At 65.9% G+C, this 20,254-nt stretch carries 13 protein-coding genes and 1 pseudogene; 8 read left to right on the top strand and 6 right to left on the bottom strand.

Annotated elements, in window-relative coordinates; translation table 11 throughout:
- Window positions 1-523 precede the first annotated feature (523 nt).
- Window positions 524-1,474 (bottom strand): annotated as a pseudogene (locus tag V5B44_RS05865) (IS701 family transposase); the annotation flags it as partial.
- Between the two features lie 201 nt (window positions 1,475-1,675).
- On the opposite strand from V5B44_RS05865, the gene V5B44_RS05870 reads away from it, so the two are divergent.
- The 5 genes from V5B44_RS05870 (at window position 1,676) to V5B44_RS05890 (ending at window position 8,477) form a co-directional block, all read left to right on the top strand.
- Complete coding sequence (locus V5B44_RS05870) at window positions 1,676-1,738, top strand: hypothetical protein (protein WP_332358562.1); 63 nt, start codon at window positions 1,676-1,678, stop codon at window positions 1,736-1,738.
- 91 nt (window positions 1,739-1,829) lie between these two features.
- Window positions 1,830-2,135 carry an NAD(P)-binding protein gene (locus V5B44_RS05875; RefSeq protein WP_332358162.1) on the top strand — a complete coding sequence of 102 codons (306 nt, stop codon included), beginning with the start codon at window positions 1,830-1,832 and terminating at the stop codon, window positions 2,133-2,135.
- Window positions 2,132-2,527 (top strand): hypothetical protein, encoded by a 396-nt coding sequence (locus V5B44_RS05880; RefSeq protein ID WP_332358163.1) that lies wholly within the window; start codon window positions 2,132-2,134, stop codon window positions 2,525-2,527. The genes V5B44_RS05875 and V5B44_RS05880 overlap by 4 nt, the downstream gene beginning before the upstream one ends.
- 379 nt (window positions 2,528-2,906) lie before the next feature.
- Window positions 2,907-4,445, top strand: coding sequence for a cryptochrome/photolyase family protein (locus V5B44_RS05885; protein ID WP_332358164.1), 1,539 nt, complete (start codon window positions 2,907-2,909; stop codon window positions 4,443-4,445).
- Between the two features lie 465 nt (window positions 4,446-4,910).
- A complete protein-coding gene (locus V5B44_RS05890; protein ID WP_332358165.1) occupies window positions 4,911-8,477 on the top strand; it encodes a PAS domain-containing hybrid sensor histidine kinase/response regulator in 3,567 nt (1,188 codons plus the stop codon).
- 29 nt (window positions 8,478-8,506) lie between these two features.
- Here V5B44_RS05890 and V5B44_RS05895 read toward each other — a convergent pair whose 3' ends face one another.
- Both V5B44_RS05895 and V5B44_RS05900 read right to left on the bottom strand, forming a co-directional pair.
- Window positions 8,507-8,701: a YjfB family protein gene (locus V5B44_RS05895; RefSeq protein WP_332358563.1), complete on the bottom strand. Its 195-nt coding sequence runs from the start codon at window positions 8,699-8,701 to the stop codon at window positions 8,507-8,509.
- A gap of 303 nt (window positions 8,702-9,004) precedes the next feature.
- Window positions 9,005-9,694 (bottom strand): hypothetical protein, encoded by a 690-nt coding sequence (locus tag V5B44_RS05900; RefSeq protein WP_332344166.1) that lies wholly within the window; start codon window positions 9,692-9,694, stop codon window positions 9,005-9,007.
- A gap of 521 nt (window positions 9,695-10,215) precedes the next feature.
- On the opposite strand from V5B44_RS05900, the gene V5B44_RS05905 reads away from it, so the two are divergent.
- Both V5B44_RS05905 and katG read left to right on the top strand, forming a co-directional pair.
- A complete protein-coding gene (locus V5B44_RS05905; protein WP_332344167.1) occupies window positions 10,216-10,413 on the top strand; it encodes a hypothetical protein in 198 nt (65 codons plus the stop codon).
- A gap of 158 nt (window positions 10,414-10,571) precedes the next feature.
- A complete protein-coding gene (gene katG, locus V5B44_RS05910) occupies window positions 10,572-12,767 on the top strand; it encodes a catalase/peroxidase HPI (protein WP_332358166.1) in 2,196 nt (731 codons plus the stop codon).
- 645 nt (window positions 12,768-13,412) lie between these two features.
- Here katG and V5B44_RS05915 read toward each other — a convergent pair.
- Window positions 13,413-16,154, bottom strand: coding sequence for a glycosyltransferase family 2 protein (locus tag V5B44_RS05915; RefSeq protein WP_332358167.1), 2,742 nt, complete (start codon window positions 16,152-16,154; stop codon window positions 13,413-13,415).
- Window positions 16,155-16,213: 59 nt separating this feature from the next.
- Here V5B44_RS05915 and V5B44_RS05920 point away from each other — a divergent pair, with 59 nt between their 5' ends.
- Window positions 16,214-17,920, top strand: a complete 1,707-nt coding sequence (locus V5B44_RS05920) for a glycoside hydrolase family 17 (RefSeq protein ID WP_332358168.1) — start codon at window positions 16,214-16,216, stop codon at window positions 17,918-17,920.
- On the opposite strand, the gene V5B44_RS05925 is transcribed toward V5B44_RS05920, so the two are convergent.
- Window positions 17,875-19,581 carry a sulfatase-like hydrolase/transferase gene (locus tag V5B44_RS05925; RefSeq protein ID WP_332358169.1) on the bottom strand — a complete coding sequence of 569 codons (1,707 nt, stop codon included), beginning with the start codon at window positions 19,579-19,581 and terminating at the stop codon, window positions 17,875-17,877. The two genes, V5B44_RS05920 and V5B44_RS05925, sit on opposite strands and share 46 nt — an antisense overlap.
- Window positions 19,578-20,240 carry a class I SAM-dependent methyltransferase gene (locus V5B44_RS05930; RefSeq protein ID WP_332358170.1) on the bottom strand — a complete coding sequence of 221 codons (663 nt, stop codon included), beginning with the start codon at window positions 20,238-20,240 and terminating at the stop codon, window positions 19,578-19,580. Before V5B44_RS05930 ends, V5B44_RS05925 begins: the two co-directional genes overlap by 4 nt.
- Between the last annotated feature and the right edge of the window lie 14 nt (window positions 20,241-20,254).

Consider the following 20,254-nt stretch of genomic DNA (forward strand, 5'->3'; position numbering starts at 1 on the left):
CTTCGCTTGTGGGGGATTGATTTTGCACAACTTCGTGAGGATAAACCAGCATAAACGCTGCCCACGTCTTGCGCAAGCCATGGCTCGCGCCCGGTCTGATCAAGGCGCTCCGGACTCAGCATTTGCCGGGTGTCGTCACAGTTGAGGAAGCCCAGCAGCTGTTTGCAGCCACCCGCGTGATCAGCTACCGCGTGTTCTACTGCATGCCCCCGTCCTGTTGTTCCCGCAATCGACACAGCGGCTTCAAAGGGCATCAGGCGCTACGACGCCGATGGACCACGGCGGCGTGCAGACCACCCTGCACAAGGTGATCCAAACCTGCGGGGGGAACTACATATCTTTTCCAGTTTCACCTGCTGTTCAGGAATGAGCTACTTGTCCGCCACAACAAGCAGCAGATTGATTGACCGGAAGGGAATTTTGTGCTCGACACAAATCCAAAATTGCGTCACCAAAGCACCATTCCCCACTACAATGGCTGCACATCGCCGGTCTGTCTAGTTCTACTTTGTCAGATTGTCTTTCAATCTAATGCTGAGAGCATGGCGGCTTGCTTTCTGTAGGCGGATTCCATGGCTTTGTGCCGCCGTCGATGCCTATCGATGATGGATGCCGCGAGGTCTTCGTCGGTGACGATCTTGGTAGGCAGCCGATGGCGCATGATCTCTATCAAGTCACGGCAGGAGAGCAGTTCAGCCGTCTCGCGATGGGCCAGGCGCTCCTTGGCCAGGAACATGGTGGCGATCATGACCAGGGCCATGTGATGGTGCCACGCCTGCCAGCGGCGGACCTGATACTCGGCCATGCCGCAGGCGCTCTTGGCCTCTCGGAAGGACTGCTCGACGAAATGGCGCGCTCCCTGCATTTCCGCCAAGCGGCGCAAAGACGCCCTGGGCTTGGCATTGGACAGGCCGAATTTGAGTTTCGTCCCATCGAGTTCCCGTCGTACCAGGAGATGCCAACGGCTCGCCAACGGCGCCTCGCCGTCCCAGACCCACACCCGCTGGGTGAGATAGTCGGCCATCACCTCGCCCTTCTCGCCGTCACGGATCGACAGACGCCCCCAGGCGGATGCCGACTGCGTGGCTGCCCACGCGGCCACCGTCATGGGCACCGCCGTGGTCCGCAGCCGACGGGGCGCTCGACCCTTCGACGAACGACGAGCCGCCACCGCGGGTGCGGGATCCTGGAGATAGATCGCCTGATCCGAATGCACCTCAGCGAAGAAGATCTCTCCCTCGACATCCAGTTCCCCGAGCAGCCAGGGCAAGTGCCCGTAGCCGCCATCAAAGGCGACGAAAGAGAAGTGCAAGCCTTCCCGCCTCAGGCGAATTACCATGTCCAGAGCGATCTCGCCCTTGGTGCGGAACGTCTGCGCCTCCTCAGGCACCCCCACCGCCTCGCAACGTGTCGTATCTTTGGCCCACTTCTCCGGCAGATACAAGTCGGCATCCACCACGCTTGCTACGCCATCGCGCGTCCAATTGGATTCGGTTCACAGGCTGCTCGCCGCCTGAACCCGAAGAAAGCTGCTGCTCAGCAAGTGGACGGCGTGCGAGTTCCCCGTATGACAAGGAGAAGCACTTCATGGTTACCGGGGTGATTCAGCCCGAGCACAGGAAGGCCGGCCACACGCATTGAGACCATCGAACTGGAAGCCGTGTATTCTCGGCGGGTGTTTTCGCTGTCCTGGCGTGATCTAAGCGATGGCCGGCAGTGGCTGCAAGGCTGGCAATGACTTGTGCCGGGAAGAATCCACGCAGGGCGGCTCGTCCGACCGATGATTGACACAAGAACCATGAATCCGACTCCCCATCTTGCGCTGATCGGTGCCGGTATCGCCGGCCTGTCCTGCGCCACGCGCACTGCAACGGGCCGGCCTCGAAGTCAGTCTGTTCGACAAGAGTCGCGGCCCCGGCGGACGCATGAGCACGCGTCGAGGCGACGACTGGCAATGCGATCACGGTGCCCAGTATTTCACCGCTCGCCACCCCGCCTTTCCGCGCCGAAGTGGCGCGCTGGCAGCAGGCCGGGGTTGCGGGCGTTGTGGGATCCCAGGCTATGGCTGTTTGATGGAGATTCTCCGCAAGGACGCGAGTCGACCGTCGAGCGCTTTGTCGGCATGCCTGCCATGACGGCGCCTGCCCGTTATCTGGCCAGCACGCTGGCCGTGCACGCATCAACGAACATCCGAGCAACTCAGGCAGCAGACGCACGGCTGGCAGATTTTTCGGCTGAACAAGGCTGGCTGGAGACGCGCTTCGCGGCCGTCCTGCTGGCCGTACCTGCGCCGCAGGCGGTACCACTATTGCAGCAACCGGCCCCCGAGCTGGCGGCACTGGCCGGCAGCGCCGTGATGCGCGGCTGTTGGGCGCTGATGCTGCGCTTTGCCGCGCCGGTCGACCTGCCGTTCGATGCCGCCTTCGTCAATCAGGGCCCACTGCGCTGGATCGCCCGCAACAGCAGCAAGCCGGGCCGCAGCGGCGAGGAAACCTGGCTGCTGCACGCATGCGCAGACTGGAGCTGAGGCGCATCTGGAAGAAGATTCCCGAGAGCGTCGCCGCAGCCCTGCTGGATCCGCCTTTGGCCAACTCGGCGGTCCGGCCCCACAGGACTGGACTGTGCACCGCTGGCGTTACGCCGACACCGAACCGGCCCTCCACGAGGGTTGCGCCTGGCGTCCAGACATTGGACTGGGCCTTTGCGGAGACTGGCTCAACGGCGGCAAAGTGGAGGGTGCCTGGCTCAGCGGACGGCGCTGGCCGAACAGGCGTTGCGGTCGTTCGCGCGATGCTGACGGCCGGACCTGGTCAGGTATGCGGCGCGGCGCGGCCAGCCGACAACCTTTCCCTCCGAGGCGCAGCTTGCCGCAACGCCAGCGCAGCGGGCTTTGGCCAGGAAACCGCATGAGTCCCGGCACAACCCTGCGGCTGATTCTCGGGGACCAGCTCAATCCACGGCACACCTGGTTCGAGCAGCCGCGCGACGACGTGCTGTACGTGTTCATGGAAATGCGCCAGGAAACCGACTACGTGCTGCACCACGCACAGAAAATCATCGCCATCTTTGCCGCGATGCGCGAGTTGGCGCGGCAGTTGCGCACGGCCGGACACTGCGTGCACTACCTGACGATCGACGATCCGGACAACCGGCAAGCGCTGCCGGACAACCTCGATGCGCTGATCGTTCGGTTAGGCGTTCGGGCCTTCGAATACCAGGCCCCCGACGAATGGCGACTCGACGCGCAACTGGCCGACTATGCGCGGCGTCAATCCATCCCCTGCCGAATGGTGGACAGCGAGCATTTCTATACCCTGCGCGACGAGGCGGCGCGGCTGTTTTCGGGACGCAGGCAATGGCTGATGGAGCACTTCTACCGCCATATGCGGGTGCAGCATCGGGTGCTGATCAATGACGCTGGCCAACCTGTCGGCGGCCAATGGAACTTCGACCACGACAACCGCAAGTCCTGGCCAGGGCTACCGTCCGAACCCGCCGACTTTCGGGCTTCTCACGACCATTCAGCGCTCTGGCAGACGATCGTCGCCGCCGGCGTCAACAGCTTCGGCGACGCCCACGCGGCACAGCTCGCCTGGCCGCTCAATCGCGCCGAAGCCTTGCAGCAGCTCGACGCCTTCGTCGAGAAGGCCCTGCCGCACTTCGGCGACTTTCAGGACGCGATGAGCCATCGCGCCTGGCGAATGTTTCACTCGCTCCTGTCTTTTGCGCTCAACACCAAGCTGCTCGACCCGCGCGAGGTCGTTGCCAGGGCCGACGCCGCCTGGCGCGCGGGATCGGTCTCCCTGGCCACTGCGGAGGGCTTCATCCGGCAGGTCATCGGCTGGCGCGAGTACATTCGCGGCTTCTACTGGGCGCACATGCCGGCGTATGTCGAGCAGAACGTGTTCGGCCACACCCGGTCGCTGCCGGGATGGTTCTGGAACGGTCAGACCAGGATGCGCTGTCTTGCCCACGCCATCGGCCAGTCCCTCGAACAGGCCTACGCCCACCACATCCAGCGACTGATGGTGATCGGCAACTTTGCGCTGCTGGCCGGACTGGACCCAGTTGCGGTGCATCGCTGGTATCTCGGCGTCTATGTCGACGCGTTCGAATGGGTCGAACTCCCCAACACCCTCGGCATGAGCCAGTTCGCCGATGGCGGACTTCTGGCCACCAAGCCTTACGTATCCAGCGCCGCCTACATCGATCGCATGAGTGACTACTGCAAGGGCTGTCATTACGACAAGAAGCTGCGCACCGGCGAGCGAGCCTGCCCCTACAATTCGCTCTACTGGGACTTTTTTGCGCGCAACGCCGGAAAACTCTCGACGAATCCGCGCCTGGGCCTGGTCTATCGGCAGTTGGCGAAAATGGACGAGGCGGCGCGGCGTTCGTTACGGGAGCAGGCAGACGAGCTACGCAACTCGCTCGATCGCCTGTGAGCGGCTTGTCCGGATGGTCGGCTAGCCTGGCAAGGAGATCGCTCAACGGTTGGCTCGGCCGGGCACCGTGATTCCCGCGCGGCCGGCCTTCATCGGCCTGGAAACCACCGGGGCCAATCCGGTGCGGGACCGCATCACCAGGATAGATGGTTGTCGACCTCGACGCGGCGCCAGCCAGGCGGTTCCCCGTAGTCGAGGCTGATCTTGAGGCGCAGTCGGCTGGCAAGCCGGGCACTCCAGCAAACCCCTTGCTCCTCAGGGATCGGCCACGGTCCGGGCTCTCCCTTGCGGCACCCCATTCGGGTTCATGCTGATTGGCAAAGAGACTACTATTGGCGTGTTACTCAAGGAGGCTGCCCGACCCAGCACGCAAAGGAACCCTGTCCTCCCGATCGTCGAAGAATGTGCCGACAACCTTGACGATCCACGACGGTCAAAGCTGAAAGGCCCCAGGAAAGCACCGCCATGAGTTCCTCTGCCGCACAACCGAACCAGGCGACGGCCGGACCACAGCCGACCGGCGCCGCTCTGCGGCTGGTCCTCATCTACGCGATCTTTGCCGGCCTCTGGATAGTGCTCTCCGACAAGGCGGTGGCGTGGCTTTTGCAGGATCCGGGCCACATCCTTCTCGCCAGCACCCTGAAAGGCTGGCTGTTCGTCGCCGTAACGTCACTGCTGCTCTATGGCCTGGTGCGGCGCCTCCTCCAGCAGGCGCTGGACTGGTCGCGGCGCGAGCAGGAGGCGCGGGCGGAGGGACTTCGCAACCAGCAACTGCTCGCCGCTATCGTCGACGCGTCGAGCGACGCCATCTTCGCCAAGGATCTCGAAGGTCGTTACCTGGCCTTCAGCCGGGGAGCGGCCCGACTGATCGACAAGCGGGCCGAGGAGATTGCGGGCTACGACGACACGGTGCTCTTTCCGCCGGAGCAGGCTGCGATGATTCGTGCCAACGACCTCCGGGTAATTGCCGATAACACGACCAGCACCTTCGAAGAGACGTTGGCCACCGCCGAGGGGGAGCGCACGTTCCTGGCGACCAAGGGGCCGTTGCGCAATGGCCAGGGAAGGGTGATCGGTCTGTTCGGGATTTCCCGAGACATCACGGAACGTAAGCGAGCCGAGAACACGCTGCGCGAACAGCAACGATTGCTCGCCGATTCGCAGGCCATCGCGCATGTCGGTAGCTGGCTGGTCGACCTCGCGTCCGGTCAGGTCACCTGGAGCGAGGAAGCCTTCCGACTCTATGGGCTGCCGCCGCGGCCAGGCGAGTCGCTGGGTTTCGAGCGGTTTATCGACCTGCTGCATCCCGACGACCGGCCGCGAATGCATGACTGGTCCGCCGCCTGCCAGGCCGGGCAGCCCATGCCGGGCCTGGAATTTCGCACACGCCCGATCGACGGGGTGAGCCGCTGGCTGCTCGGCCATGGCGCCCTCGAACGGGATGCCGACGGCAAGCCCTGGCGCATGATCGGCACGGTGCAGGACATCACCGAGCGCAAACACGCCGAAGCCGAGATGCTGGCGTCGAAAAGCAAGCTCGAGGCGACCCTGCATGCCATCCCCGACCTGTTGTTCGAGCTTGACCTGGATGGCCGCTACTACGACTACCATTCCGCCCGTCCCGAGTTGCTGGCCGCCCCTCCCGAAATACTCATCGGCAACACCGTCGTTGATGTCCTTCCCCCGGAGGAGGCGGCGATCTGCCTGTCGGCGCTCAGGGAAGCTCTGGAAACCGGCTCTTCGTCCGGCAAGGTCATCGCGCTGAATCTGCCGCAGGGCGAGCGCTGGTTCGAACTCTCGGTGGCGCCCAAGGCCCCGGCCGCTGCCACGGAGATGCGTTTCGTCGTCCTGTCACGAGACATCACCGAGAAGAAACGAATGAGCGACGAACTCGCTCGCCATCGCCATCGCCTCGAAGAACTGGTCGCCGAACGGACTGCCGAACTGGCCGAGGCCAACCGCGCGCTGGCGCAACGCGCCGCGGAAATCGCCGACCTGTACGATCGCGCACCCTGCGGCTATCACTCGCTGGCCGCCGACGGAACGATCATCGCGGTCAACCAGACTGAACTCGACCTGCTCGGCTACTCCCGGGAAGAGTATGTCGGCCACAAGGTCGGCGAATTCATGACCGCCGAAAGCCGCGCCCTGTTCCGTCAGCGCTTTGCCGACTTCAGCCGCAGCGGCCACGTACGCGATCTGGCTTTTGACTGGCTGCGCAAGGACGGCAGCATCCTGGCGGTGCTGATCAGCGCCGACCTGATGCGCAATGCCGCAGGGGAGTTCCTCTTCAGCCGGTCGACGATGGTCGACAACAGCGAGCGCAGCCGGCGCGAGCGTGAGATCGCCGAGATGCAGGCGGAGCTTGCCCGTCGCGCCGAGGCGGCCGAGGCCGCCAACCTCGCCAAGAGTGCTTTCCTGGCCAACATGAGCCACGAGATCCGTACGCCGATGAACGCCATCATCGGCCTGACGCATCTCCTGCGGCGTGCCGGAGCGACGGCGGCACAGGCCGAGCGACTCGACAAGATCGACGGCGCCGCGCAGCACCTCCTCGCCCTCATCAGCGATGTCCTCGACCTGTCCAAGATCGAAGCCGGCCGGCTGCAGATGGAGAGCACGGATTTCCATCTCTCGGCGATTCTCGACAACGTCGCTTCAATCATCGGCGAATCGGCACGCCGCAAGGGATTGCGGCTAGACCTCGATCGTGATGCCGTACCGCTGTGGTTGCGCGGTGACCCGACGCGGCTGCGCCAGGCACTGCTCAATTACGGCGGCAACGCGGTCAAGTTCACCGACCAGGGCTCGATTGCCCTGCGCGCCAGGCTGCTCGACGAGCAGGGTGACGAATTGCTGGTGCGCTTCGAGGTCGAGGACACCGGGATCGGTATCGCCGTCGACCAGATGACCCGACTGTTTCAGGCCTTCGAACAGGCCGACGCCTCGACAACGCGCAAGTACGGCGGGACAGGCCTCGGGCTCGCCATCACCGCGCACCTCGCACGCCTGATGGGTGGCGAAGTCGGCGTTGACAGCACGCCGGGCGTCGGCAGCACCTTCTGGCTGACCGCTCGGCTGCTACGCGGTCGTGGCATCATGCCCGTCAGTCGAGCCCTTGAGATTGCCGATGCCGAGGTCAGGCTGCGCCAGCGTTGCGCCGGGAATCGCATCCTGCTGGCGGAAGACAACGCCATCAACCGGGAGGTGGCACAGGAACTGTTGCATGCCGTCGGCCTGGCGGTGGACACGGCAGCCGACGGAGAACAGGCGCTCGCGATGGTACAGGGCGCCGACTACGACCTGATCCTGATGGATATGCAGATGCCGAACATGGACGGCGTGGAGGCTACCCGCGCCATCCGCGCACTGCCCGGCTGGCAGACCAGACCGATCGTGGCAATGACCGCCAACGCCTTCGACGAGGACCGCCGCACCTGCGAGCAGGCAGGCATGAACGACTTCGTCAGCAAGCCCATGGCTCCTGGCCTGCTCTATGCGGCATTGCTGAAATGGCTGCCCGGCGCGATGGTGAATGTCCCCGAGCGCACGGACAGCGGGCCGGCGCGAGCGCCGGCGGCGGCACGGCCGGCAACCCCGGCGCCGGAAGCGGTGGCCGAAGCCGCCATGGCACGCCTGTCCGCCTTGCCCGGCGTTGACACCGCGCAAATCCTCGTTACCTTGCGCGGTAATACCGGGAAGTATCTGGCCCTGATCGACAACTTTCTCACCTCGCACGGCGACGACATGTCGCTGCTGGCGGCGAGCCTGGCCGAAGGGGATCACGTCACCGCGGTACGCGTGGCGCACACACTGAAAGGCACCGGCGGCCTCATGGGAGCCAAGCGGCTGGCAGAATTGGCGGCACGCCTGGAGCAGATGCTGCGCGCCAACGCAGACCTGCGGGTTCCCGACGCCGCACTTGGCGCCGCAATGGCGGCTGTCGGCGGCGAACTCGAGTCTCTGGCCAGGACACTGGCTGGAGGACCGGCAGCGATTACCGCAGCCACCGGCCAGGTCACACCGGAGTGACGAGCGGGATCGCGGGTGGACCGCCGGCGCTACGCGAAGGTGTCGACGTCGTTGCCGAGATGCGGCGGGTTGCTGGGGATGACCTGCGAGGCCGCCTCAATAAGCTGCAGGGCGCCCTGTTCCTGAATGTCGAGCGCCTTCTTCAACACCGCCACCTGCAACGATTCCGCCGTCCTTGCCTGACTCATCTCGGTCGCCATGCTGGCGATGGCCGATACGTCCATGATTTCCAAGCTCCCGTGATCTGTTGACCGTGAACCTGCTTCTACGGCAGATCCGCCGGATTCTTGAGGTCAATCCCGCGCTGGCACCATAAGCGATGATCGACGGGAGATGGGAGCTCATCTTGCTTCAGTGTGGACCTTTGCGCATGGCTACTTCCAAGCCACACTTACCAGGTAATACGCGGGTCGAATTCGTGGTCAGGCGCAGATCGAAGCCGACCTCCGACGGCTGCGCGACATGAACCCTTGGGCGCGCAAAGCACGCGTCCAGCGTACCGATCGCCTATGCCGACGTGCGACCGTTCAGTCGGGGCGCACTTTGCGCGTCAGTGCAACCATCAATTCGGTGGCCGCAGTAACCACCGGCCCTCCCATCGGATCGTTCTGGAGATCAGCCATCGGGCCTTGCCCGAAGTAGAGCCCGTCGCTGACCAGGAAAGTGAGCCGCATGGCCCCGCTCGGCGGCGGTGCGAGTCGCGGCTTCTCCCAGGGACCAAGTTTGTCCACCGCCACCTGAGAGGCACGGAACAGCTGCCTGATCTTGCTATCCACGTCTGGCGCCGTGGCCTCCCAGACGACCATCTTTCCGGATTGATTGATGTATCGAGCGCGGCCGTCCTGGTATGCAGCCAGCGTGTCGAGCCCGCCGTCGAGCCCCACTTCGACGATCACGCCCAGCAGTTCTTTCCGTTGAGTCGGCACGGACAGTTTTCGAAGGGCGTTGCTGGCGAGAATGCGAAGGCGGGCTTCCTCTGTCGCATTCGCTGCCAGCGCCTGGAGCCCTTCCCGATCTGCTGGTTGGGCGAAGAGAGTTTTCCAAGGCCCTTCGACGGCTCCCTGGTGACTGGCCTTGAAAAGCGCCAGGTCGTCGCAGAAAAGCAGGTTGTAGATCGTGTTAGTCGACGAATCGCGATACGGCGTGTAAGCGGTCGTTGGCGCAGCCACTCCCGCCGCGACGCCGAGGCCGACGAGCGTGGCAAGTTTCTTCAGCATGCAACCTCTCCTTTCCAAAGGGCAATTGCTTCGACTTCTGCATCGGCTCGTATTCCCGTGCCGAAATCACCCAAGGCGCGGCCAAAGGCCGAAACCGCGCTGCCCCTGACATGGACAAGGATAGGAAATCCAACCGCGCCACGGTGAGTATATGAGCACCCACCAAACGGCGTCAATTCTCCAGGTTTGTTCCACGAGCCCCTGAAAAGTCCTCTGAATTCCGCCCGCTCAGCGCCTGTACGCTCCCCAACACCTACCAGGCAACGCGGCATTCGAATTCGGATTCAGACGCCGACCGAGCCAGGGCCCGTCCTCGCCGAGGGTGGCGCCCTGCAGCTCCCGGAGCGGGGGCGCACGGGCTCTCATCAGTCGTAACGATGAGGTCGGTTCGCCCAGATGGGTCAGGACTTCGCACACGGCACCGGCGTCGGTGAGGAAGGCGATGATTCGCATCTCGCCGCCGCAGCGTGCACAGACCAGCGGAGAGACCTCATGGATCCGCGCGAGCAGCGGGCAAAGCCATGCGCGAGAATCCCGCATTCGAGATGGCGGCGGAACTCGCGTTCGACATGGGCTGGACCGGAAGCGCCCTGGCGGCAGTCGCAGGAGAGTTCGAGCCAGGTGGCGAGGTGCGTCTGCACGGTGCAATGGAACACGGTACGGTCGAGCGCCGCCTTCGGGTAATAGCCATTCACAATCGAGGCTATACCCACAATTGATTGGACCAATCCGCCAGACGCTCCTAGACTTGGCTCGTCTGAAGTGCATACGGCTCATTCTTCGAGTGATCTCACTCGCACATCTGCGTCGATCGATCAGTGCCCAAACTCCAGACTGGATCGGCTAGTCAAAATCAAACAGCCAAAGGAGAGAAACCATGTCAACAGAAACAAAGTGCCCGTTCTCGGGCGGCGCAGGCAGCCACACGCTGTCCGGAGCCGCGACGAACGCAGGCTGGTGGCCCAAGCAACTGAACCTGAAGATGCTGCACCAGCAGTCCGCAAAGTCCAACCCCATGGGCGAGGTGTTCAATTACGCCGAGGAGTTCAAGACTCTCGACCTCGACGCCGTGGTCAAGGATCTGCATGCCTTGATGACCGACTCGCAGGACTGGTGGCCGGCGGATTACGGCCACTACGGGCCGTTCTTCGTACGCATGACCTGGCATGCCGCGGGGACCTACCGCATCGCCGATGGTCGCGGCGGCGCCGGCACCGGCGCCCAACGTTACGCGCCCCTCAACAGCTGGCCGGACAACTGCAACCTCGACAAGGCGCGCCGCCTGATCTGGCCGATCAAGCAGAAGTATGGCCGCAAGCTTTCCTGGGCCGACCTGATCGTCCTCACCGGCAACGTCGCGATGGAATCGATGGGCTTCAGGACCTTCGGTTTCGGCGGCGGCCGCCCGGACATCTGGGAGCCTGAGGACGAAATCTACTGGGGTCCGGAAACCACCTGGCTGGGCGACGAGCGTTACAAGGGCGAGCGTGAGCTTGACAATCCGCTTGGCGCCGTCCAGATGGGCCTGATCTACGTGAATCCCGAAGGCCCGAACGGCAATCCGGATCCACTCGGCTCGGCGCGCGACATCCGGGAGACCTTTGCCCGCATGGCGATGGACGACTACGAGACCGTCGCGCTCACTGCGGGCGGTCACACCTTTGGCAAGGCCCATGGCGCCGGCGACACTGCCCACGTCGGTCGCGAACCCGAAGGCGCGGGCATCGAGGAGCAGGGCCTGGGCTGGATAAGCAGCTTCCGCTCAGGCAAGGGCGCGGACGCGATCACCAGCGGGATCGAAGGCGCCTGGACCCCCAACCCGATCCAGTGGGACAACGGCTACTTCGAAACCCTGTTCGGCTACGAATGGGAGCTGACCAGGAGCCCGGCCGGCGCCCACCAGTGGAAGCCCAAGGACCCCTCTGCGGCGAGCACCGTGCCGGATGCCCATGATCCGGGCAAACGCCACGCCCCGATGATGACCACCGCCGACATGGCCATGCGCATGGACCCGACCTACGAGAAGATCTCGCGCCGCTTCATGGAGAACCCGCAGGAGTTCGCCGATGCCTTCGCCCGCGCCTGGTTCAAGCTCACCCACCGCGACATGGGCCCGCGCGCCCGCTACCTCGGCAAGCTGGTGCCGAAAGAAGCATTGATCTGGCAGGACCCGATTCCCGCCGTCGACCATGCGCTGGTTGATGAGCAGGACATCTCGGTCCTGAAGGCCGCGATACTCGCCAGTGGTCTGTCGATTTCCCAACTGGTCACCACCGCCTGGGCGGCGGCGGCGAGCTTCCGCGGCAGCGACAAGCGCGGCGGCGCCAACGGCGCGCGTATCCGCCTGGCGCCGCAGAAGGACTGGGAGGTCAACCAGCCGGCCGAGCTGGCGAAGGTACTACCGGCATTGGAGGCCATCCAGAAGGCATTCAATAGCGCGCAGTCAGGTGGCAAGAAGGTGTCGCTGGCCGACCTGATCGTGCTGGGTGGCTGCGCAGCCGTCGAGGCAGCAGCGAAGAAGGCCGGGCACGAGGTCAAGGTTCCCTTCTCGCCGGGGCGCATGGACGCGTCGCAGGAGCAGACCGATGCAGCCTCGTTCGCCGCCCTGGAGCCCACCGCAGACGGGTTCCGCAACTACGTCCGCCAGGGACACGAGGAATCGGCGGCCGAGCTCCTGGTGGATCGGGCCAACCTGCTGACGCTGACCGCTCCCGAGATGACGGTTCTGGTTGGTGGTCTGCGCGCCCTGGGCGCAAACTTCGGGCAGTCCGGACATGGTGTTTTCACCCGGCGACCCGAAACCCTGAGCAACGACTTCTTCGTGAATCTTCTCGACATGAAAACGAAGTGGCAGAAATCCGCCACCTCTGAAGGCGTGCTGGAGGGGCGTGATCGGGCGACGGGTGAACTCAGATGGACGGGCACCATCGTTGATCTCGTCTTCGGTTCGAACTCCCAGCTCAGGGCCCTCGCAGAAGTCTACGCGTGCAGCGACTCGCACGAGGCGTTCGTGCGTGACTTTGTCGCGGCGTGGCACAAGGTGATGAATCTTGATCGCTTTGACCTGGCGTGATCTCAGGGATAGGCCTCAAAAAGCCTGTCCCGTGCAGCCGCCACCTGGCATCGGCTTATCCCCGCCCCGGTAGTGGCTGCACATTGGCGCTTACGACCAGCCCCGATCAGACGACAGGCTGACCGAATTCGTGTTCAGCGTACTCAGGCGCCGATGGCGCCTGTGGGTCGTCTTCCTGCAAAGCGAATGTCCGTTGAGGCAAATTCCAGGCATCGCCATCGCAAACCGTCCAGGAGTTCCGTCATTCCCGCGCAAGCGGGAATCGAGTCCAGAGTCTGTTCTACGTCGGGCCGAGCGACCGGTATCTGATGACTGACCTGCCGTTCGCACCACTCGATTTTGGCTGTGGTCCCTTCCGTTTTCGAGTGGGGTCGACGCGAGACGCTGCCGGCGGGCCTTGACCAGTTCGTCGCGGGTTCGGTGGGTGACATCCTCGCAGGCGAGCCCTTCGGCCCGCCGGCTCCCGACGTCGAACGAGTTCATGCCGCGACCGGGCCCGAAGCGGTCGCCGTCGCCAATGTTCAGGCGGTCGTGCGACAGCAAATTCTGTGCCTCTGCGTCCGTCATGACCTGGGCGGCATGAGCACGACGAGGAGATGGGCACCTGAGAGTTCGGCGGCGACAAGGACGCCTCCGACCTCTGCGTCATCGCAGTTGCTCCGCACGCGACAGCCAGGCACAGACAAGTGCTGCGGCGTAGGGCAGCGCCTGCATACCCAACGCAATCTGCAACCAAACCACCGGGACCGAACTCGCTGCCGCAGTGTGCACCCCGATCGCGGCAATACACACCAGCAGGCCGGTCATCAGCGCCGTCTCCTCGCGCACCGAGGCGAAGGCGCCGGGTCGCTGACCCGGTCGAGTGTCTCCGGCGCGATCGACCGGCCCCTTGCTGGTCACGTGGAAAACCGCCCGTCGCCCGACGAGGCCGGCGATGACGCCGCGGGCAATACTGTGCGACAGTGCCATGCCGGCCAGTGCGGCACCAGCGATATCGGCCACTCGGCAGGGCACCCGGCGGCTGTAGAGCAACGGGATCAGCAGCAGCCGCAGCCCGATGAAAGCCACCAGCGGCGCGACAAAAAGCGGCGTCGGGAGGCCGAAGACCTGCGGCGCGCTCAACACGCCCAGCGTCCAGCCGATGGCGACGACGCTGAACGCCAGATGCAGGGCATCACCCAGCCAAGGCAGCCAGCCGGCGACGAAATGGTAACGCTGCGCCAGGCGCAAGCGGGATCGGCCGAGCAACGCTGAGAGGTGCCGTCGCAGGATCTGCATTGCCCCCTGCGCCCAGCGCCGGCGCTGGCGCTGATAGGCGGCAAAGTCGCTCGGCACCAGGCCGGTGCCCAGCACCTCGTCCACATAGACCACTCGCAGGCCCTGCCGCAGCAGGCGCAGACCGAGTTCGGTGTCTTCGCAGACACTGCCGGCGTCCCAACCGCCGACGCTGCGCAGGGCCGCCGCCCGGATCAGGGTCATCGTGCCGTGCTGGATCGCGGCGTCTCGCTCCTGGCGGTGATGCATGCCGATGCGGAAGAAACCGTCGTACTCCCAGTTCATCATCCGGCGCAGGTGGCTGCCTGCCCAGTCGCGATGGGCTTGCGGCGACTGCACGACGGCCACCGTCGGGTCGGAGAAATAGCCGGCGAGCGCACGCAGCCAGCCAGGCTTGACCAGGTAATCGGCGTCGACCACCGCCACCCACTCGGCGCGCGGGTCGCTTTGAGCGAGCGCCACGTTCAAGGCGCCGGCCTTGTAGCCGGGCCAGCTCGGCAGGTGGAAGAAACACAGGCCCGGGCCGGAGGAGGTCGTCTGCCCTGCCCTCGGCGCTGCCGCCCGATGGCCGTTGACGTGCGCCTGCACCGGCTCCCAGAGCGCCGGGTCGCCGGTATTGTTATCCACCACCAGTACCTCGAAGGCCGGCCAATCGAGTGCCAGCAGGCGGTCGATGGTGGCGATGACCATGGCCGGCGGCTCGTTGCAGCAGGCCAGATGAATGCTGACGAAGGGGGCCGGCGCGCCGGCCGGCAACGGGCGTAGCGCCGCCTGGTGGCGCAGGCTCCCGGGCCAGAACAACTCGGCGAATTCGAAGGCCTGCACCAGCAGGATCGCGGCGATCATCGCCAGTGCCGGCAGCAGCAAGGCCAGCGGCACGATGTCGCGCGGCCGCAGGTAATCGGCAAGTAACGCTGTCGCGAGCAGAACGGCGAAGGAAAGCACCGCCTGCAGGCTGAGCGCAAAGGAAATTCGACCAGCCAGCCGCATCGGCGAAAAGACGAGCAGCCAGGGCAGGATCGCCAGCAGACCCAGGGCCGACGAGACCAGCGCCTTGCCCGGCCAGAACGGATCCGCCTGCAGCGTGCCGGTGAAGGCGAACTTGGCCTCCCGCGCGGCGTCCAGCAGCCCCCAGTGAGCACCGACTGCGCCCTCGGTGGCGCGCTTCCACGGCTGATCAACCGCCTCCAGCAGGTAGTAGTCGACGTCCAGTCGGGCGGCCCTTTCGAGAAAGGCACGCACGAAGCGAGCCTGCGCGGCCGGCGTCGCCTCTGCCGCCGCCACGCGGTCGCCGTGGCTCGGCCAGCCGATTTCGCCGATCACCACCGGCTTGCCCGGAAATCGCTGGCGCAACTCGCGCAGGCGTTGCAGCGCATAATCGACCGCCAGCTCGACGGGTAGCCCCTCCCAGTAGGGCAGCAGATGCACGGTGATGAAATCCACATGGTCGACCAGCGCCGGCTGGCGCAGCCAGACATGCCAGGGCTCGGCGGTCGACACCGGCACCGGCAGCGCCGCCCGCAGCCGATCGAGGTAACCGTACAGCTCGCTCGGCGCAAGCACCTCGCGCAACTGGCTTTCGTTACCGGCAATCACCCGCTCGATGCCGGGGTAGCGGGGCACCGCTTCGATGATGGCGGCGATTTCCCGCTCGTTGTTCGACCGACGACTGTCGAGCCACACCCCGGCACTCAGCCGCAAGCCGGCTTGCGCCGCCAGCGCCGGCAGCATCGGCAGTTCGCTCGCGCTGTAGGTGCGCAGCCGCGGGGTCAGGCCGGCCAGCCGCTGCAGGTCGCCAGCCAGCGCTGCATCACTCGGAAACCTCTGGCTCAGCGGGCTTTGCCAGCGCTGAAAGCCGTTGTAGGCCAGCCCGGCAACCCGCGACGGCACGTCCGGCGCCGTCAGCGGTGGATTGAAGGCCCGCCAGAGCAGCAGATTGACGATCGCCACCAAGGCGGCGATGAGCAACGCGCTGGCCCAGCGTAAAGCGTTGCCTCGACCGGGCGCTGGCGGGTGCTGCGCCGCGTCCACCGTGCGAGCCACCCGTGGGCAAGGCAGCGGACTGTCGGTCTCGCCCACTTTCTGAGCTACGATGGCCGCAACCTCCCCCACCCTGGCACCCGAACGCCGCTTTCGTTCCGGCGCCAGGACTGCCTGCTGAGATGACCGCGATGCCTTCACGACAAGCCCCCGCACCCTGGCGTCAAGTGACCGCCGTGGCGGTGCTCGCGCTCGGCGTCCTGGTGCTGCTCGGCTGGGCTCTGCTGCAGGGCCGGCCGGTGCCCTTGCCAGATGCCGGCGACCTGCGCGTGCCCTGCCTGTCTTATGCCCCTTTTCGCCGACCCGGCCACGCCCCTTCCGACCCGGCACTGCACATCGAGGCGTCGGAGATCGAAGCCGATCTGCGACAACTGCGCGAAATGACCGGTTGCGTACGCACCTACGGCGTCGACCACGGACTCGATGCGGTGCCGGCGATCGCCCGAAAGCTGGGCATGCGGGTGGTGCTGGGGGCGTGGATCGATGGCGACGCGGCGAGGAACGCGGCGCAGCTGCAGCGGGCACTGGCGCTCGCCCGCGACTACGCCGACGTGATCGACCTGCTGGTGATCGGCAACGAGGTCCTGCTGCGCGGCGAGCAGACGCCGGCTGCGCTGGCTTCGCTGCTCGCGCGGGCCAGGCACGAGTCCAGCGTACCGATCGCCTACGCCGACGTTTGGGCCTTCTGGCTGCGCCATGCCGACGTGCTGCGCGACCACGTCGACGTCGTTGCCGCCCATGTGCTGCCCTACTGGGAGGACAACCCGGTGGCACTGAACGAGGCGATCGCCCACGTGTCGGCGATCAACGCGCGCCTCCAGGCGGTCTTTGCGCCCCTGCCGGTGTTCATCGGCGAAACCGGCTGGCCGGCGGCTGGCCGCCAGCGCGGAGCGGCGGTGCCCGGGCGGCTGCAGCAGACGCGTTTCGTGCGCGAACTGCTCGCCGCCGATGCCGGCGCGCCGCTTGGTTCCGAGGCCGGCGCCTGGCCAAGCTTCAACCTCATCGAGGGTTTCGACCAGCCGTGGAAGCGCCGACAGGAAGGCGCGATGGGTGGCTACTGGGGCGTCTTCGACGCTGCTGGCCGGCAGCGCGTCAGCCTGCGTGGCCCGGTCGTCGCCGATCCGCACTGGTGGCGGGTAGCTTTGGCCATGGTCGTCGGCGGTGGCGCCGGCCTGCTGTGGACGCTGCGGCGCGGCCTTCGGCGGCCTGACGCCAGCGACAACAGGCGTCGCCGCCGGGTCATGGCTACCGCAGCAACGGGCCTCGCGGGATCCGCGATCGGCGCGCTGACGCTGCTGCAATGGCAGATGCTGGTCGACTGGAGTCATCGCCCGCTCGACTGGCTGTTCGGCGGCAGCGTTGCCGTCGCGGCCGGCCTGTGTGCGCTCCTCGCGACCGCGCGGCTCGGTCGGATACTCGACGGCGACAGTTCGCCTGCCGCCCGCCCGGGGGTGGTCGCCGCCCTGCGCGCGGCCAGCCCCCGGGCCATGCGGGGACTGGCGCTCGCCCAGGCGGCGCTGCTCGCCTCGGTCGCGCTGATCGCGCTCGGGCTGCTGTTCGACGGCCGCTACCGCCCGCTCGTCTGGCCCTTGCTCGCAGCGCCGGCGTCGTTGCTGCTGGCCCTGACCGTGCTCGGTGACCGGGTCGACCACGGGGCGTGGCTGGAGCGTACCCTGGCCACCGTTGCTGCAGTGGCGGCCGTCTGGCTGGTCGCGCAGGAAGGCCTCGCCAATACCCAGGCGCTGGGTCAGGCGCTGATCTGGCTCGGCCTGGCGGCCGCCGTTTGCTGGCCTCAAGGCCTGGCCTGCGCGAGCGGCAGCGATGGCGGCGGGCGATGACCCGCCGCGGAAAAAGCCTGCAGCATCATCCCGGTCAGCGTATGCAGCGGGCCCAGCGCTTGCCGCGGTGGCTCGAGCCCGGGCTGGAAACCCTGCGCGATGAAGCGGTCAAGCAGTTCGCCATCGCTGCTGACGATATGCACCGGCACATCCCAGGACGCCGCTTCACCGGTGATGTTTGCCGCCGGCTGATGATCCCCGATCAGCAGGTAGATGGCCTCGCGCGGCGACGGCTGGCGCAGATAGGCACCCAGCCACTGGTAGGTGTAGGCCACCATGCGCAGAAAATCGGGGAACATGTTGAGCCAGTTCGGTTGCTCGGCCTGCGCGCGGCGGACTTCCGCCGCGTCGAAGGGCTGCGGTCCAAGCACCCGCGCCCAGTCCGGCTGATAGGGTGGTACCGGGCTGAACGGCAGGTGGCAGGTGATGGTCGGGAAAAACACGAAGCGCGGCGGCGCGCTGTTCGAGCGTGGGTGAAGCTGCTCGAAGCGTGCGGCGCTGAACTGGTCGGGCACCTGCCAGAAGCCCATGGCGGGCCCCGCATAGCCCAGATCGCGTCGGGCCAGGAAGACATCAAACCCGTAGAAGGCGCGTTCAGGCCACTCCCAGTCGAGCGCCGGATAGAGGCCGAAAGTCTGGTAACCATGCGCCCGGAACAGGGTGTTCAGCGTTGGCCGTTGCGTGGTCAGCAAGACGTCGTGGCGCATCGGGTCGCTGAGATCCATGCCCGACAGCAGGCCCAGATGCGTCAGGTCCGACCCGCCAGCAAAGGTCGGCGAGCGGAAGAAGGCCGACACCACCTGCCGGCCACCGGCCGCGATGTCGGCGGCAAAGCGCTCGCGGCTGGCGCGCAGAGCGCTGTCGGCGCGTGCGTCGTCGTAGACCACCGCACCAAGCGATTCGAGCATGATCAGGTAGACGTCGCGCCCGCCGAGCGCGCCCAGCACGGTCCCGGGCGCCGCGGCCATGGCGGCGTCGATGGCGGTCGAGGCAGGCAGCAGGCTGGCCTGCCGCTGTGGCGAAAAGGCGGTCGCCAGCAGTTGTGCCTGCCGCCAGTAGGTCGGCAGGACCGGTTTGGCGACGATCGGCCAGGTCGCGCGAACGCCTGCCAGATTCGCCGACACCAACAGCACGCTCGCCAGCGTGATCGCCCAGGCCCAGGGAGTCCGCAGGGCAAAGGGGACGGCGTCGCGTGCGGACACCGCGATCGCCCACCGCAGCGAGCAGAACAGGAGCCCGAACAGCAAACCGACGGCCGCCAGCACGGCCGTGCTCTGCCACCACGCCAGTTCCTGCGCCGAAACCCAGAGGAAGCGGGGAATCTGCACGCCATCCCAGTAAAGGTTGATCGGACGGCCGAATAGGCTATGCACGGTCACATCGGCGTAGCGTCCGAGTACCAACAGCAGGTAGACCAGCGCAAAGACGCTGAGCGTGCGTGGCGAGAGGTTGCCGCGCCAGGCGACCGCTGCCAGCAGTGCAAGGCACAGCAGGACGAATTCGGGTGCCAGACGGTGGTCTGGCAGGATGCCCGGGGTCGGCCACCAGTCCCGGAAGCTGAGCATGCTGTTGAGGAAGAGCAGCGCGAGCACTGCGAAGGCGATACGCCGCCACGGACGGTCATTGACTGGCGTTGCCGGGCCGCGGGCCGGCGGGCTCATCGTTCGCGCCCGGACGGATCGTCCACCCGACCGGAGGCGAGATACCCCATCCCGAACTGGGTCGGCGCCCACTGCCACTGCGTCAGACGCGGCGCGATGCGGTCCCAGGGCGAGGCGAGCTCGCCCGGACTTCCGTTGTAGGCGCGATTCTTGAAATAGACCCAGGGGTTGAGCGGTGCCAGCCAGCCCGGAAAATACTTGATCCCGGCAATCGCCACCATGGCTCCCGGGCGCGCCAGCGCGAGCAACCGGTCGACGGCGGCCGGCGAACGCAGGATATCGTGGGTGTAATGAAAGAGCAGCGCGTCGACCGCCTCGGGCAGTTTCAGCGCCTGTGCCGCAGTCTCGATCAGGCAGACGTTTTGCCAGCCGGCGGCATCGACCCGGGCAGTTGCCCGTGCCAGCATCTGCGGACTCTGGTCGAAACCGTAGACCCGGCCCGATTCGCCAACGGCGGCACGCAGCAACGGCAGGCTCAGGCCAGTGCCACAGGCGACATCGAGGACTACCTGTCCGGGTTGCAACTGCAGCGAAGCGATCGCGCGCTCGCGGATTGGCCAGGTCGGGCCGCAGGTACTGTCATAGCTTGCGGCGCGCCGGCAATACCTGGCCAGCGAACGGGCACGCACGACGTCGTCGGAGAGAGGTTCTGGAGGCACGGTCGTAGAACAGA

The organism is Candidatus Accumulibacter necessarius, assembly GCF_036625085.1.